Raw genomic sequence first — 14,455 nt, forward strand, 5'->3', positions numbered from 1 at the left:
TCTGCGCGGGCGTTCGATCGGACGAGGGCGTTCGATCGGGCGGGGGCGTTCGGTTCTGCGCGCGCCGGTGCGGGCGGGGGAGCGGGTCACGCGCCGGCGGCCGGTCGCGGTGCCTCGGCGGGCACGGCGGCGCTGTGGTCGGCACGGCGGCCCAGATGGTGGAAGAGGACGTTGAGCACGGCGGCGACGAGCGCACCCACGGCGACCCCGCTCTCCATCAGGATGCGCACGCCCGAGGGGAAACCGGCGTACACGCCGGGGATCAGGATCGGCAGCAGGCCCAGGGCGAGCGCGACCGCGCAGACCACCGTGGACGTGTGGTCCTCCAACCGGGCCCGGCCCAGCATCTGCACGCCCAGCACGGTGATCACCGCGAAGACGACCATCGCGGCGCCCCCGACCACGGCCGACGGCAGCACGCTGATCGCCCGGGCGACGGGGGTGACGAAACCGAGGACGACCAGGACGGCGCCGGCGGCGGCCGTGACGTACCGGCTGCGTACGCCCGTGACCCGGACGATGCCGATGTTCTCGCCGCTGGTGACCATCAACGGCAGCCCGAAGAAGCCGCCGAGCAGAGAGGTCAGCGCGTCCCCGCGCACGGTGCGGGGCACGTCCGCGCGGACGTCGATGTCCTTGCCGACCGCCTCCGCGTTGATGACGGTCTGCCCGGTGGCCTCCGCCATGGACGCGAGGCTGTACAGCATCAGCGGCAGCGCGGCGAGCAGGTCGAAGGCGGGGGCACCGAACGGCAACGGCCGGGGCACGCCCATCAGTTGACCCGTCAGGGCCGCGCCCGGGTGGACCTGCCCGAGGGCGAAGGCGAGGGCCGTACCGGCGGCCAGGCCGAGCAGCACGGCGAGTTGCCGCAGCATCCCGCGCAGCAGCCGGGTGAAGAGGACGATCAGACCGATGGTGGCGAACGCCAGCCCGAGCCGGGCCGGATCGCCGAAACCAGGGGTCCCGGGCGGGCCGGTGACCAGCAGCGCGCCGACCTTGACCAGATTGACGCCGACGATCACGATCATCGTGCCGATCACCAGCGGCGGGAAGAACCTGAGCAGCCGTGCGAACAGCGGCAGCACCAGGAAGGTGAAGACGGCGGTGAGGATCACCGCGCCGGTGGCTGTGCGCAGCCCGTGCGCTTGCGCGATGGACAGGAACAGGATCAGCGGGGCACCGCCGGGCAGCATCACGAACGGCAGCCGGGGCCCGAACTTCCAGGGTCCGAGTGACTGGATCAGCGATCCGGTCCCGGACAGCAGCAGCGCCGCCGAGAGCAGGTCGACGGTGGTCCCGGGGCTCAGCCGGAGGGTGGCGCTCATCAGGAAGATCGCGGAGATCGGTGTCGCCGCCATGACGAGGACGTGCTGGACGCCGAAGAGCAGGATCCGGCCGAGGGGGCGGGACTCGTCCACGGGATGGACGGTGCCGGAGTCGACAGGACGGGAGGGGCTTGCGTCGACGGGGTGTACGGGACTGGACACGCGCGGGCTCCGTTCGGCTCGCTCGGCTCAGGCCTCGACGATCCGGCCGTGGACGGCGGCCAAATCGATTTGGCCAAATCGATTTGGCCGTCAGTATGAGGGCGCTGACGGGGGGTCGGTCAAGGGGTGGGGACGGTCAAGGGATGGGGAAGGGTCGGCGCCCCGCTCGCCCCGGCTCGGTCGGCGCTCGGGGCCGCGGACGCGCGCTGCGGCTGCTTCAGCCGGTCTTGCGGGCCACCCCTCCGTAGAAGCCGATCTCACCCGACCGGGGCGGCGGCGGGGTGTCCGGGCGCCAGAACGGGACCTGCGCGAGGCCTGGTTCGACCGGCTCGAACCCGTCGAAGAACCGCTCGACCTCGGCGCGGGAGCGCAGGTGCAGGCCGGCGGTGGCCCGGGAGTAGACGGCCTGGGCGGCGCTGCGGTCGGCGAAGTCGCCCGTGGCGTGCGAGAGCACCAGGCAGCTGCCGGCCGGGAGGGCGTCGCGCAGGGCGGCGACGATCCGCGCGGGCTGCTCCGCGTCGGCGACGAAGTGGAGGACGGCGACGAGGCACAGGCGGTCGAAGTCGATCACCGCGCGGACGTCGGGGTGGCCGAGGACGGACCGCGGGTCGCGCACGTCGCCGAGGGCGATGCCGGTCGTACCGGAGTCGCTGAGCAGCGCGCTGCCGCGCGCGGCCACGATCGGGTCGTTGTCGACGTAGGCCACGCGCACGTCCGGCGCGGCCTCCCGGGCGACCTCGTGCACGTGGGGCGAGGTGGGCAGGCCCGCGCCGATGTCCAGGATCTGCCGGATGCCCCGGCCGACGACGTACCGGACGGCCCGGTGCAGGAAGGCGCGGTTCGCCCGCACCCCGATCCGCACCTCGGGTGCCGCGGCGGCGAGTTCGTCGGCCGCCCGCCGGTCCACCTCGTAGTTCTCCGTGCCGCCCAGGAGGTAGTCGTAGATCCGTGCGGGGTGCGGTCTGCTCGTGTCGATCTTCAGGGACCGGACGCCGTCCTGTGTCACGCCGCGCTCCTCTCGACGACCGTCACGGTATCGGTTGGACAGGTCTGTTTGCAGCGTGGAAACCGATCGGTTTACATTGAGGGAAACCGATCGGTTTCAAATGGGGAGTCGGACATGACTTCGATCAAGAACTCCGTCGCTCTGGTCACGGGCGGCAGCCGCGGCCTGGGCAAGGCGCTGGTGGAGGAGCTGTACGAGCGGGGGGCCGCCAAGGTCTACGCCACCGCCCGCGACCCGCGCGCGGTCACGCACCCCGACGCCGTGCCGCTGGCCCTGGAGGTCACCGACCCCGAGTCGGTGCGGGCCGCGGCGGCGCAGGCCGAGGACGTCACCGTGCTGGTCAACAACGCGGGGGTGCTGGTGGGCGCCACCTCCTTCCTCGACAGCCCGCTCGACGACATCCGCCGGGAGTTCGAGACCAACTTCTACGGGCCCCTGCTCACCGCCCGGGCCTTCGTGCCGGTCATCGAACGCAACGGCGGCGGACACCTCCTCAACGTCCACTCCGTGCTCTCCTGGATCGGGATCGCCGGCTCCTACAGCGCGACCAAGGCCGCCCTGTGGTCGCAGACCAACTCCCTTCGCCTGGAGCTCCGTCCGCGGGGGATCGAAGTCACCGGGCTGCACGTCGGCTACATCGACACCGACATGGCCGCCCAGGTCGACGCCGCCAAGTCGGCCCCGCGGGACGTCGCCGCCCTGGCGGTCGACGGCATCGAGACCGGGGCGTACGAGGTCCTGGCGGACGAGGTGTCGCGGCGGGTGAAGGCGGGGCTCTCCGGGGACCTGACCGCGCTGTACCCGCAGCTGACGGAGGCGTGAGCTGCCACGTGCAACCGGTCGAGCCGGTGCTCCGGTCGCCGGGGCCCGCCGCGTGAGGTGACGGTGAGGTCATGCTCGGACGCGTCAGGAGCGAGCGCCGTCCGCGCCGGCCTGAACCACGATCCGCCGACCACGGGCCGATCCGCCGGGGAAGCCGTCCGGTAGGTGGGGGCGGTGGAACGCGGAGGCGCGGGACGGGACGGCACCCGGCGGCGCAGCGCAACCTCATCCGTCACCCCCGTCCCAGCACCGGCGTTTCGGCCACCTCCGGCCGCCGCGGAGGCCCTGTGCCCATGCGACCGCCCGTTCGACGGCCCCGCGATCGCGGGGCCGTTCTTCGTCCGGAAGCGAGCGCGTTCGATTCGCCCACCCCCTCGTTGAGCCGGGCACCACCGGACCACCCAGGTGCGGTGCCGAACCGAAGGAGGGACACAGGTGACCGCGACGGACGCCTCGAAGGAAGACTCCCCCACGCCGCCCCCGCCCCCGCCTCCGCCGGCCACGATCAGCTACGAGGGCAAGCACGGCAAGAACCCGCTGGAGGAAGCCAGTTTCCGCAGGATGTGCGGGCGACTGCCGTCCGTGCTCGGACAGACCACCCGCATGGCCTGGGCCGTGGACCGCGGGGCGGTCGTCCTGCTCCTCGGCTGCCAGCTGCTCACGGGCGCCGCGGCAGCCGTCCTCCTCGGTTTCACCGCCCGGGCCATGACCCACCTCCTGGGTACCGGGACGGTCTCCGCACGCCTGCACGCGGCCCTGCCCGCGCTCGCCGTCGTGACCGTCGCGGCGGCCGTCGGCCGCGTCGGCAGCGCCCTCGCCTCCTACGCCGACGGGCGGATCACACCGAGGCTGCTGACCGAGGCCGACGTGGCGCTCGTCTCCGCCGTCTGCCGGGTGGAGGCCGCCGCCTACGGCGAGGACGGGTTCGCCGACCGGCAGGAGGCCGCCGAGGTCGGTGTCACCCGTACCACGACGATGGTCAAGGACGCCCAGCGGTTCCTGTCCGCCCTCATCCGCATGATCGCCGCCGGCGGGGTCATCACCGCCCTGCACTGGCTGATGCTCCCCCTGCTGCTGCTCGCCGTCCTGCCCGCAGGACTGGGAGCCGTCCTGTCGGCCCGCGTCGACTACGAGACGCACTACGCCAACGTCGGCGACCGCAACGTCCGCGGCATGATGCGCTGGTGGGCCGCCTACTCCCGGCACGGCGACGAGGTCCGCGCCAACGGGATGACCGACTACCTCGTCCACTGGTACCGCGCCCTGTCCGAGCGCATCGACCGGCGCACCCTGACCGCCGCGCCCCGCATGCTCCGCATCGTCCTCGCGACCTCCGCGCTCGGCGGCCTGTTCATGCTGGTCACCTGGACCGCGCTCGCCTGGCTCGCCATGACGGGGCGGGTCGCCCTGCCGGTCGCCGCCACCGCCGTCGTCGCCGTGCAGACCACGCTCGCCGCGCTGACGCAGTTCGTGCAGAACGGGGCCGCGCTGTTCCACACCTCCCTGTACCTCGCCGACATGCGGTCCTTCCTCGACCTGGCTGCCGAACGGGCCCCGAGGCGGGGGGAGTCGACCGTCCCGGAGGTCGTCGACGAGATCCGGCTCGACGAGGTCGTCTACCAGTACCCCGGCAAGGACGAGCCGGCCGTCGGCGGTGTCTCCCTCACCCTGCGCCGCGGTGAGATCGTCGCGATCGTGGGCGAGAACGGCTCGGGCAAGTCCACCCTGACCAAGCTGATCACCGGCATCCTCCTCGCGGACAAGGGCCGCGTCCTGTGGGACGGCGTCGACCTGGCACGGGCCCGGCCCGACTCCGTATGGCGCCGTACCGCCCTCGTCCCGCAGAACTTCGCCTGCTGGCCCCTGCGTGCCAGGGAAAACATCACCCTCGGCCAGCCCCGTACCTACGACGACGGTCCCGTGTGGGAGGCCGTCGACGCCGTCGGCATGCGCGAGGTGATGGAGAAGCTGCCCCGGCAGCTCGACACCCTGCTCGCACGCGAGATCTTCGGAGGCGCGGAGCTGTCCGGCGGCCAGTGGCAGCGCCTGGCCTGCGCACGCGCCCTGTACCGCCGTACCCCGCTGCTCATCCTGGACGAGCCGACCTCGCAGATGGATCCGCGCGGGGAGCACCGGATCTTCCTCGAGATCAAGCGCCTCGCCGCCCGGCGCACGACCATCGTGGTCACCCACCAGCTGGAGAACACGCGCCTCGCGGACAGGATCATCGTCATGCGCGGCGGCCGCATCGTCGAACAGGGCTCCTACGACGACCTCGTGCACGCCGGCGGCCTCTTCGCCGAACTCGTGGCCCTCGCCAAGGACCGGTGAGGCGGCCCGGGCACCGTGCCCTTCATGGCGCGGTGCCCGGTTACGATCATGATCATGGCGGCTGTCCTGTCCCGGCCCGTCCTCGGACCGGACGGCCGCACACGTGGCGCGACCGTACAACGAGGGGAAATGCACCATGGAGTACGTCAAGCTGGGCACGAGCGGCCTGGAGGTGTCGCGTCTGTCCCTGGGCTGCATGAGCTACGGCGTCCCGGACCGGGGTCCGCACCCCTGGACCCTGGACGAGGAGGCCGCACGCCCACTGATCCGGCAGGCCGTGGAGGCGGGGATCACCTTCTTCGACACGGCCAACAGCTACTCCGCCGGCACCAGTGAGGAGATCGTCGGCAGGGCGCTCACGGAGCTGACCCGGCGCGAGGAGATCGTGCTGGCCACGAAGGTCTTCTTCGCCGTGGACGACGGCGCGGCCCGCAGCGACCGGCCCAACCGGTCGGGCCTGTCCCGCAAGGCCGTCATGACCGAGATCGATCACAGCCTGCGGCGGCTCGGCACCGACTACGTCGACCTCTACCAGATCCACCGCTTCGACCCGGACACCCCGGTCGAGGAGACGATGGAGGCCCTGCACGACGTGGTCAAGGCGGGCAAGGCCCGCTACATCGGGGCCAGTTCCATGTACGCCTGGCAGTTCGCCAAGCTGCAGCGCACCGCCGAGCGGAACGGCTGGACGAAGTTCGTCAGCATGCAGAACCACTACAACCTCCTCTACCGCGAGGAGGAGCGCGAGATGCTGCCGCTCTGCGCCGACCAGGGCGTGGGCGTGATCCCGTGGAGCCCGCTGGCCCGCGGCCGGCTCACCCGCGACTGGGACGCCACCAGCGTCCGCGGCGAGACCGACGCCTTCGGCCGTACCCTCTACCAGCCCGACGACAAGCGCATCGTCGACGCCGTGGCCGCCATCGCCGGGCGCCGGGGCGTGCCGCGTGCCCAGGTGGCCCTCGCGTGGGTCGCCTCCCGGCCGGGCGTCACCGCGCCCATCGTCGGCGCCACCAAGCCGCACCACATCCCGGACGCCCTCGCCGCGCTGGACCTGAAGCTCACCGAGGAGGAGATCCAGCAGCTCGAGGAGCCCTACACGCCCCGGGGCATCAGCGGCCACTGAGACCGCCCAGGGGTGCGGCCCGGACCGGTGCGTCTGCGCGGGTCCGGGCCGCACGCGTACGCGGTGGACCCTGGACAGATGCCCGTCGGCTGTTTAGCCTGACTGTCCAGAGTTGGAAAATTGGTCCAAGGGGGCGCGGTGGGCGACGGAGCGGCCGGAGCTTCGGCGGAAGCGGACGAGCACCTCATCGGGGAGGCGGAGAAAATCGCTGTCGCGCTGGGGCGGATGTTCCCGGGGCTGTGCGAGGTGGTGCTGCACGACCTGCGGGATCCGCAGCACGCCGTCCGGGCGATCGAGAACAACCTGTCGGGCCGTCAGGTCGGCGACTCCGCGACGGAGTTGGGGCTCGCCCGGATCGCAGACCCGGCGTATCCGAGCGTCATCCAGAACTACCCCAACCGGTTCCCCGACGGCCGCCCCGCCAAGAGCACCTCCATCGGCATCAAGAACGCCGCCGGCGAGTACATCGCGGCCCTCTGCCTCAACCTCGACGTCTCCGTCCTGTCACCCGTCACCCTCACCCTGGCGAACCTGGTGGCCACGGAGACCGAGCACCGCGACCAGCCCCTGGAGACCCTGCGGGACCGCAACGCGCGCGAACTGCGCCGGGCCGTGGAGGCGCTCTCCGCCCAGCGCGCCGCCACACCGCGGTCGCTGAGCCGCGACGACAAGAAGGCGCTGGTACGGCAGCTGTACCAGGACGGCTACTTCGACTCGCGCGACGCCGCCCAGACCATCGCCGACCTGCTCGGCGTCTCCCGGGCGACCGTCTACAACTACGCCAAGTGAAGGACCGAGAGCCCGCGCAGGGCCGAGAGGACACCGCCATGGCCGCCGTTCCAGCCGTAACGTTCGACGACGTCCGTGCGGCCGCCGCACGCCTCGAAGGCGTCGCCCACCGCACCCCCGTCCTGACCTCCCGCACCCTGAACTCCCGTGTCGGCGCTCAGGTGTTCATCAAGTGCGAGAACTTCCAGCGTGTCGGCGCCTTCAAGTTCCGCGGGGCGTACAACGCCGCGGCCCGGCTCGCCCCGGAACAACTCGCCAAGGGCATCGCCGCCTACTCCTCCGGCAACCACGCCCAGGCCACCGCCCTGGCCGCCCGTGAACTGGGCACCAGCGCCGTCATCCTGATGCCCGAGGACGCCCCGCGCTCCAAGCGGGAGGCCACCGCCGGGTACGGCGCCGAGATCGTCACCTACGACCGCTACACCGAGGACCGGACCGCGCTCGGTGAGGCCCTGGCCGAGGACCGCGGCCTGGCCCTCATCCCGCCGTACGACCACCCGCACGTCATCGCCGGTCAGGGCACCGCCGCCCTCGAACTGCTCGAGGAGACCGGTCCGCTGGACGCGCTCGTGGTGCCCGTCGGAGGCGGCGGGCTCATCGCCGGCAGCGCGACCGCCGCCAAGGCGCTGCACCCCGGCATCCGGATCGTCGGCGTGGAGCCCGAGGCGGGCGACGACACCAAGCGCTCCCTGGAGGGCGGCACCCGCGTCACCCTGCCCGTGCCGCGCACGATCGCCGACGGGCAGGCGCTGTCCACCCCCGGCGAGCTCACCTTCGCCCTCAACCAGCGCCTCGTCGACGCAATCGCCCTGGTCGGCGACGCGGAGATCGTCGACGCCATGCGGTTCGCCTTCGAACGCCTGAAGATCGTCCTCGAACCCAGTGGCGCCACCGCCCTCGCCGCACTCCTGGCCGGCCGCGTCGACCGGCTCCCGCCCCGCGTCGGCATCATCGCCTCCGGCGGCAACATCGACAGCGACAGGTTCACCGAACTCCTCGGCACCTGACGGCGGTTCGGCACCGGCCGGCCGAGGGCCGGGCGTGGCCGTCCCCCAGGGTCGGGGCATGACGAGCGAGTTCCGGCGCGATCGTGATGGTCACCCCACGCCGTGGGCGCCGGCGACGCCCTCCGCCCGGACCGCATGCTGCTCGTGCCGGACGCGGACGAGGACCTGTGGAGCGAGGAGTACCGCGAACTGGTGGCCCTCGCCCGGTCCCCGGCGTTCCGCCGGCTCCGGACCGCTGCTGCGGCCCGCGGGCACCGGGCCCGCAGCGGCGGTCAGAAGTGGGTGCCGCCGTCGATGCGGACCTCGGTGCCGGTGATGAACCTGCCGTCCTCGGACCCGAGCATGGCGACCACGGACGCCACCGTCTCCGGCCCGGCGAACCCCTGGCCGATCGCCGGGGCCAGCTTGGCGAACAGGGTCATGTCGGCGTCGGCGGGCAGCCCCGGGCCGGCGCTCCGGCCGCTGGCGCCGCTGCCGTCGGTCATGCCCGAGGAGATGGAGCCCGGCTGGACGGCGGTGAAGCGGATGCCGCGCCGTGCGTACTCGGCGGCGAGCGCGTGCGTCATGGCCTGGATGCCGCCCTTGCTCGCCGCGTACGCCGCCATGTACGGGTGCGCGAACGTGGCCGAGGTGGAGCTGAAGTTGACGACCGCGGCGTCGCGCCCCTCCAGCAGGGCCGGTATCGCCTCGCGGATGACGAGGAAGGTGCCGACGAGGTTGACCTGGAGGATGCGGGTGAAGTCCTGAAGGCTCGTGGCGTGGGTGTGCGACGAGCGCAGAATGCCGGCCGCGTTGACCAGCACGTCCAGTCCGCCGAGCGCGGCCACCGCTGCGGTGACCCCCGCGCGTACGGAGCTCTCGTCGGCGATGTCCACAACGAGCGTGGTGAGCCGGTCCGCGTGCATCCCGGCCCTCTCCACGGTGTCCTTCAGGCCTCGCTCGCTCACGTCGGCGGCCACCACGGTGCCGCCCTCGCCGAGGACGCGCAGCACGGTGGCCTGGCCGATGCCCGAGCCGCCCCCGGTGATCAGGACGCGGCGGCCTTCGTAGCGGTTCATGTCTTCTCCTGCCCGGCCCTGCCCCTGCTCGGCGGAACCTTCTCGGCGCCGGTTCTCCTGCCTGCCCGGCACCTCCGGCCCGCCACGTTACGCCTAAGTGGCACGCTTTGCCATGACGGCATTGTGTGCTGATCCCCGTCGCCGACCCGTACCCTTTCTGGGGTGAGCACGAAGCCGCCTCCCTCCTTGACCGAGCGCCGCAAGGCGGCGACCCAGCTGGAGATCGCCCATGCCGCGGCCGAGCTCTTCGCCACCCAGGGGCCGCACGCGACGACGGCCGAGGAGATCGCCCGGGACGCCGGGGTCGCGCTGCGGACCTTCTACCGCTACTTCCGCTCGAAACAGGACGCGGTGAGCCCGCTGCTCGCCGACGGAGCCGACCGCTGGCGGGCACTGCTGGAAGCGGCGGAACCGGGCACCGGCCTGGCTCAGGCGCTGGAATCCGCGGTGCGGCAGTCCTTGGCGGCGCCGGACGAGGAGGCGGCCCGGGCGCTGCTGCGGACCCGGGGCCTGCTGCGGGCGGCCGCCGACGATCCCGCCCTGCGGGCGGTCTGGTACCGCGTGAACCAGGAGTCCGAGGAACGGCTCGTCCCGGTCGTCGCCCGGCTCGCGGACGGGCGGCTCGGGGCGCTCCGGGTCCGCCTGGTCGCGGCGGCGGCCACGGACGCGATCCGGATCGCGCTGGAGACCTGGGCGGACACGGAGGTCGGTGTCACGGGCGAGGGCTCCCCGGCCGCGCTCGCGATCGACTGCCTGCGTCAACTCGTCGGCGACCGGGGCCTGACGGCGTCGGACGCCGAGGGGACGGGATAGCGCGGACGCCGCAGCTGCGAACCTGAGACGCGGCGTCCTCTCTCACTGCTGCGAAAGCCCCTCGGCTCACGGACGTCCCGCCGACGCCTCCGTCAGGATCTCCCGCGCCGTGGGCAGTGCCTCGGTGCGGTCCTGCGGGACCAGGCCGATGCGGGTGCGGCGGTCCAGGAGGTCCGCCTCGTCGAGGGCGCCCTCGTGCCGGACCGCCCAGAGCAGCTCCGCCCGGGTGACCGGGTGGCCGGCCAGGACGGGGGCGGCGAGCGCCGGGTCCTCGGCCGTGAGCGCGTGGATCGCCGCGGCCTCGGTGCCGTAGCGGCGGACCAGGCGGCGCGGGGCGGACAGGGTGCTCAGCCGCCCGGGAGCGGCGGCGCCGACCAGCGGCAGCGCGGCGGTGGGGGAGGGAGCCGCGCGCAGGCCCCGGGCCGCGGTCGCGGCGTCCACGGCGTCCTCGGCCATCCGCCGGTAGGTGGTGAGCTTGCCGCCGACCACCGTGATGACACCGTCGGGCGAGGTCAGCACCGCGTGCCGACGGGAGATGTCGGAGGTGCGGCCGGGTCCGCCGCCCGCCGAGGTGTCGAGCAGCGGGCGCAGGCCGGCGAACGCGCCGACCACCTCGTCCCGGCCCACCGGTGCGTCCAGGACCGAGCCGAGCACATCCAGCAGGAACCCGATGTCGGTCTCGGGAACCTCCGGCACGTCCGGGATCCCGCCCTCGACCGGCTCGTCGGTGAGGCCGACGTAGACCCGGCCGTCGCCCTGGGGCAGGACCAGGACGAAACGGTTGGTCTCCCCGGGGATCGGGATGTGCAGGCCGGCCGGCAGGGTTCCGAGCCGCTCCGAGCGCAGCACCAGGTGGGTGCCGCGGGACGGCCGGATCCGGATGCCCTCGGCGAGCTCGCCCGCCCACACGCCGGCCGCGTTGATCACGGCACGCGCCCTGATCTCGCCCTCCTCGCCGGTGAGTTCGTCCCGTATCCGGGCGCCCGTCCCGGTCAGCTCCAGCACCCTGACCCGGGTCAGCACCCGGGCGCCGTGCGCGGCGGCCGTCCGTGCCAGCGCGGTCACCAGCCGGGCGTCGTCGCTCACCTTGCCGTCCCAGGACAGCAGCCCGCCCCGCAGCCCGTCCGTGCGCACCGAGGGCGCCAGGTGCCGCGCCTCCGTCGCCGTCAGCCGGCGCGGCGCGGGCAGCACCTGCCGCGGGGTACGGGCGGCGAGCCGCAGCATGTCGCCGGCCCGGAAGCCGGCCCAGGCCAGCGAGGCCTGGGACCGGGACACGAGCGGGCTCAGCGGCAGCACGAACGGCTGGGCGGACACCAGGTGCGGGGCGGTGCGGGTCATCAGCACCCCGCGCTCGACCGCGCTCTCGTGCGCCACGTCGAACTGCGCGGAGGCCAGGTACCGCAGGCCGCCGTGGATGAGCTTGGAGCTCCAGCGGGAGGTGCCGAAGGCCAGGTCGTGGGCGTCCACCGCGACGACGTCCAGGCCGCGGGCCGCCGCGTCCAGGGCGGCTCCGGCACCCGTGGCGCCTAGCCCGACGACCAGGACGTCGGCCACCCGGCCGTCGGCGGCCTCGGACAGCTCCCGGCTGCGCCGGTGTGCGCTGAGGGACGAGCCCGGTACGGCCTCGGTGTGGCTCATGGCGTCAGGGTCCTCTCCAGAAGGGTGCGCAACTCACCGAGGAAGGCGGCGGAGTCCAGCTCCGGATCGTCCTCGTCGGTCATGGTGCGCAGGGACAGGGTGAAGGACTGCACGGTCAACAGCAGCGCGCGGGCCTGCCGTTCGGCGTGCCCGAGGCGTACGGACCCGTCCGCGTGGCCCTCGCGCAGCGCGTCCGCGAGCAGCGCCAGCAGCGCCTCCTGGCTCGCTCCGCGCCGGTCGAGCACGTACGGCAGCAGCAGTTCCGGATCCACGTCGATGATCTTGCGGAAGAGCGGGTGCGCCCGGAACGCCTCGACGCCGGTCACCATCCCGTCCACGATCCGGGTGCGCGTGCCGGTGCCGGGGGCGGGTTCGGGGATCGCCCGGGTGGCCACGTCGATCCACTCGCGGGTCATCAGATCGCCGACCAGGGTGCGCAGGTCGGGCCAGCGCCGGTACAGCGTCATACGGGAGACCCCGGCGCGGCGGGCCACGTCGGCGAGGGTGGTGCGGCGTACGCCGACGGCCAGCACGCAGTCGCGCGCCGCGTCGAGCACGGGATCGCTGTCCGAGCCGTTCGAGCCGTCCGAACCGTTGTGACGAATAGGCGTCATGTGTCACAGTGTAACGCCCCGGGGCCCGGACGGAAGCGGCACACCGTCGCCCCGGGCACGGCCGCCGGGCCACCGCGCGAACCGAGCACACCGACCTGTGAGGACGACCGTTCAATGGACATGCTGTGGAACGGCTGGGGCGACCCGGCCAAGGCGGCGCCGCTGCCCGACGCGGTGACCGGGCTGCTGCGCGACCTGCTCGGCGTCAAGCCGCGCAGCACACCCGCGCTCGCCCTCGACGACATCCGCCTGCCCGCCGCCACGGCCGACCCCGCCGCGCTGAAGGACCTCGCCGAGGCCGTCGGCGGCGAGGAGCACGTCCGCACGGACGGCGAGAGCCGCGTCCGGCACACCCGCGGCAAGTCCACCCCCGACCTGCTGCGCATCCGCGCCGGTGACTTCTCGGACGTCCCGCAGGCCGTGGTCCTGCCCGCCTCCCACGACGAGGTCCTCGCCGTCCTGCGCGTCTGCGCGGCACACGCACTGGCGGTCGTCCCCTTCGGCGGGGGCACGTCGGTCGTCGGCGGACTCGCCCCGCAGCGGGCCGCGTTCGTCGCGCTGGACCTGCGCCGCATGAACCGCCTGGTCGACCTGGACCCCGTCTCGCGGATCGCCGTGCTCCAGCCCGGACTGCGCGCCCCCGAGGCCGAGGCGCTGCTCGCCGGACACGGCTTCACCCTCGGCCACTTCCCGCAGTCCTTCGAGTGGGCCACCATCGGTGGCTTCGCCGCGGCCCGCTCCAGCGGGCAGGCCTCCGCCGGGTACGGCCGCTTCGACGAGATGGTCCTCGGGCTGACCCTCGCCACTCCCGAGGGCACCGTCGAGACGGGCCGGGCGCCCCGCTCCGCCGCCGGACCCGACCTGCGCCAGCTCATCCTCGGCTCGGAGGGCGCCTTCGGCGTCATCACCTCCGTCGCCGTACGGATCCGCCCGCTGCCGCAGGAACGGATCTACGAGGGCTGGCGGTTCGCCTCGTTCGAGGAGGGTGCGGCGGCCCTGCGCACCCTGGCCCAGGACGGTCCCCGCCCGACCGTGCTGCGCCTGTCGGACGAGACCGAGACGCTGATCGGGCTCGCCCAGCCCGACGCCATCGGGGCGGACCTGGCGCAGAGCACCGCCGGATGCCTGGCCATCACCGGCTACGAGGGCACCGCCGAGGACACCGCGCACCGCCGTGAGCAGGCCGCCGCCGTCCTCACGGCCTGCGGCGGAACCCTCGTCGGCGCCGAGCCCGGCGAACGCTGGGCGCACGGCCGTTACTCCGCGCCCTACCTGCGCGACGCCCTGCTCGACGTGGGCGCCTTCGCCGAAACCCTGGAGACCGCGGCCTTCTGGTCCCGCGTCCCCGATCTCTACTCGGCCGTCCGCACCGCGCTGACCGACACCCTCACCCGGGCAGGCACCCCGCCGCTGGTCATGTGCCACATCTCCCACGTGTACGAGAACGGCGCCTCGCTGTACTTCACCGTCGTCAGCGCCCAGGGCGACGACCCGGTGGCCCACTGGGAGCCCGCCAAGCACGCGGCCAACGAAGCGGTCCTGGCGGCCGGCGGTACCATCTCCCACCACCACGGGGTCGGCACCGACCACCGCGACTGGTACGTCCGCGAGGCCGGCCCGCTCGGCATCGCGGCCCTGCGCGCCGTCAAGCGCAGCCTGGACCCCGAGGGCCTGCTCAACCCCGGCGTCCTGCTGCCGACCGACTGAAGCACCGACCAGCCCACGACTGGTCGTCCTGCCAGAGCACCGACCGATCCTCGCCGACCC

Annotated in this window: 12 protein-coding genes; 7 read left to right on the forward strand and 5 right to left on the reverse strand. The window is 73.3% G+C overall.

Annotated features, from left to right (window positions below):
* Window positions 1-86: 86 nt before the first annotated feature.
* On the reverse strand, window positions 87-1,487 hold the full coding sequence (locus tag ACIHEJ_RS30045) for a uracil-xanthine permease family protein (protein WP_400140218.1): 1,401 nt from the start codon (window positions 1,485-1,487) through the stop codon (window positions 87-89).
* A gap of 217 nt (window positions 1,488-1,704) precedes the next feature.
* Complete coding sequence (locus ACIHEJ_RS30050) at window positions 1,705-2,493, reverse strand: SAM-dependent methyltransferase (RefSeq protein ID WP_400140219.1); 789 nt, start codon at window positions 2,491-2,493, stop codon at window positions 1,705-1,707.
* 114 nt (window positions 2,494-2,607) lie between these two features.
* Between ACIHEJ_RS30050 and ACIHEJ_RS30055 the strand changes: the two genes are divergently transcribed.
* The 5 genes from ACIHEJ_RS30055 to ACIHEJ_RS30075 all read left to right on the forward strand — a co-directional run bounded on the left by ACIHEJ_RS30055 (window position 2,608) and on the right by ACIHEJ_RS30075 (window position 8,565).
* Window positions 2,608-3,315 (forward strand): SDR family oxidoreductase, encoded by a 708-nt coding sequence (locus ACIHEJ_RS30055; RefSeq protein ID WP_400140220.1) that lies wholly within the window; start codon window positions 2,608-2,610, stop codon window positions 3,313-3,315.
* A 435-nt stretch (window positions 3,316-3,750) separates the two neighbouring features.
* On the forward strand, window positions 3,751-5,646 hold the full coding sequence (locus ACIHEJ_RS30060; protein ID WP_400140221.1) for an ABC transporter ATP-binding protein: 1,896 nt from the start codon (window positions 3,751-3,753) through the stop codon (window positions 5,644-5,646).
* Window positions 5,647-5,782: 136 nt separating this feature from the next.
* Window positions 5,783-6,769 carry an aldo/keto reductase gene (locus tag ACIHEJ_RS30065; protein ID WP_400140222.1) on the forward strand — a complete coding sequence of 329 codons (987 nt, stop codon included), beginning with the start codon at window positions 5,783-5,785 and terminating at the stop codon, window positions 6,767-6,769.
* Window positions 6,770-6,907: 138 nt separating this feature from the next.
* Window positions 6,908-7,558: a transcriptional regulator gene (locus ACIHEJ_RS30070; RefSeq protein WP_400140223.1), complete on the forward strand. Its 651-nt coding sequence runs from the start codon at window positions 6,908-6,910 to the stop codon at window positions 7,556-7,558.
* A 38-nt stretch (window positions 7,559-7,596) separates the two neighbouring features.
* Window positions 7,597-8,565, forward strand: a complete 969-nt coding sequence (locus ACIHEJ_RS30075) for a threo-3-hydroxy-L-aspartate ammonia-lyase (RefSeq protein ID WP_400140224.1) — start codon at window positions 7,597-7,599, stop codon at window positions 8,563-8,565.
* A 272-nt stretch (window positions 8,566-8,837) separates the two neighbouring features.
* Here the strand turns inward: ACIHEJ_RS30075 and ACIHEJ_RS30080 are convergent, their stop codons facing one another.
* Window positions 8,838-9,623 carry an SDR family NAD(P)-dependent oxidoreductase gene (locus ACIHEJ_RS30080; protein ID WP_400140225.1) on the reverse strand — a complete coding sequence of 262 codons (786 nt, stop codon included), beginning with the start codon at window positions 9,621-9,623 and terminating at the stop codon, window positions 8,838-8,840.
* 162 nt (window positions 9,624-9,785) lie between these two features.
* On the opposite strand from ACIHEJ_RS30080, the gene ACIHEJ_RS30085 reads away from it, so the two are divergent.
* Window positions 9,786-10,436 (forward strand): TetR family transcriptional regulator, encoded by a 651-nt coding sequence (locus ACIHEJ_RS30085; RefSeq protein WP_400140226.1) that lies wholly within the window; start codon window positions 9,786-9,788, stop codon window positions 10,434-10,436.
* A 66-nt stretch (window positions 10,437-10,502) separates the two neighbouring features.
* On the opposite strand, the gene ACIHEJ_RS30090 is transcribed toward ACIHEJ_RS30085, so the two are convergent.
* Together ACIHEJ_RS30090 and ACIHEJ_RS30095 are read right to left on the reverse strand one after the other, a co-directional pair.
* Window positions 10,503-12,074: a glycerol-3-phosphate dehydrogenase/oxidase gene (locus ACIHEJ_RS30090; RefSeq protein ID WP_400140227.1), complete on the reverse strand. Its 1,572-nt coding sequence runs from the start codon at window positions 12,072-12,074 to the stop codon at window positions 10,503-10,505.
* A complete protein-coding gene (locus ACIHEJ_RS30095; protein WP_400140228.1) occupies window positions 12,071-12,688 on the reverse strand; it encodes a TetR/AcrR family transcriptional regulator in 618 nt (205 codons plus the stop codon). Before ACIHEJ_RS30095 ends, ACIHEJ_RS30090 begins: the two co-directional genes overlap by 4 nt.
* Window positions 12,689-12,802: 114 nt before the next feature.
* Here ACIHEJ_RS30095 and ACIHEJ_RS30100 point away from each other — a divergent pair, with 114 nt between their 5' ends.
* Window positions 12,803-14,395 (forward strand): FAD-binding oxidoreductase, encoded by a 1,593-nt coding sequence (locus ACIHEJ_RS30100; RefSeq protein ID WP_400140229.1) that lies wholly within the window; start codon window positions 12,803-12,805, stop codon window positions 14,393-14,395.
* The last annotated feature ends 60 nt before the right edge of the window (window positions 14,396-14,455 follow it).

It is taken from the genome of Streptomyces sp. NPDC052301 (assembly GCF_044593395.1).
Classification (GTDB): Bacteria; Actinomycetota; Actinomycetes; order Streptomycetales; family Streptomycetaceae; genus Streptomyces.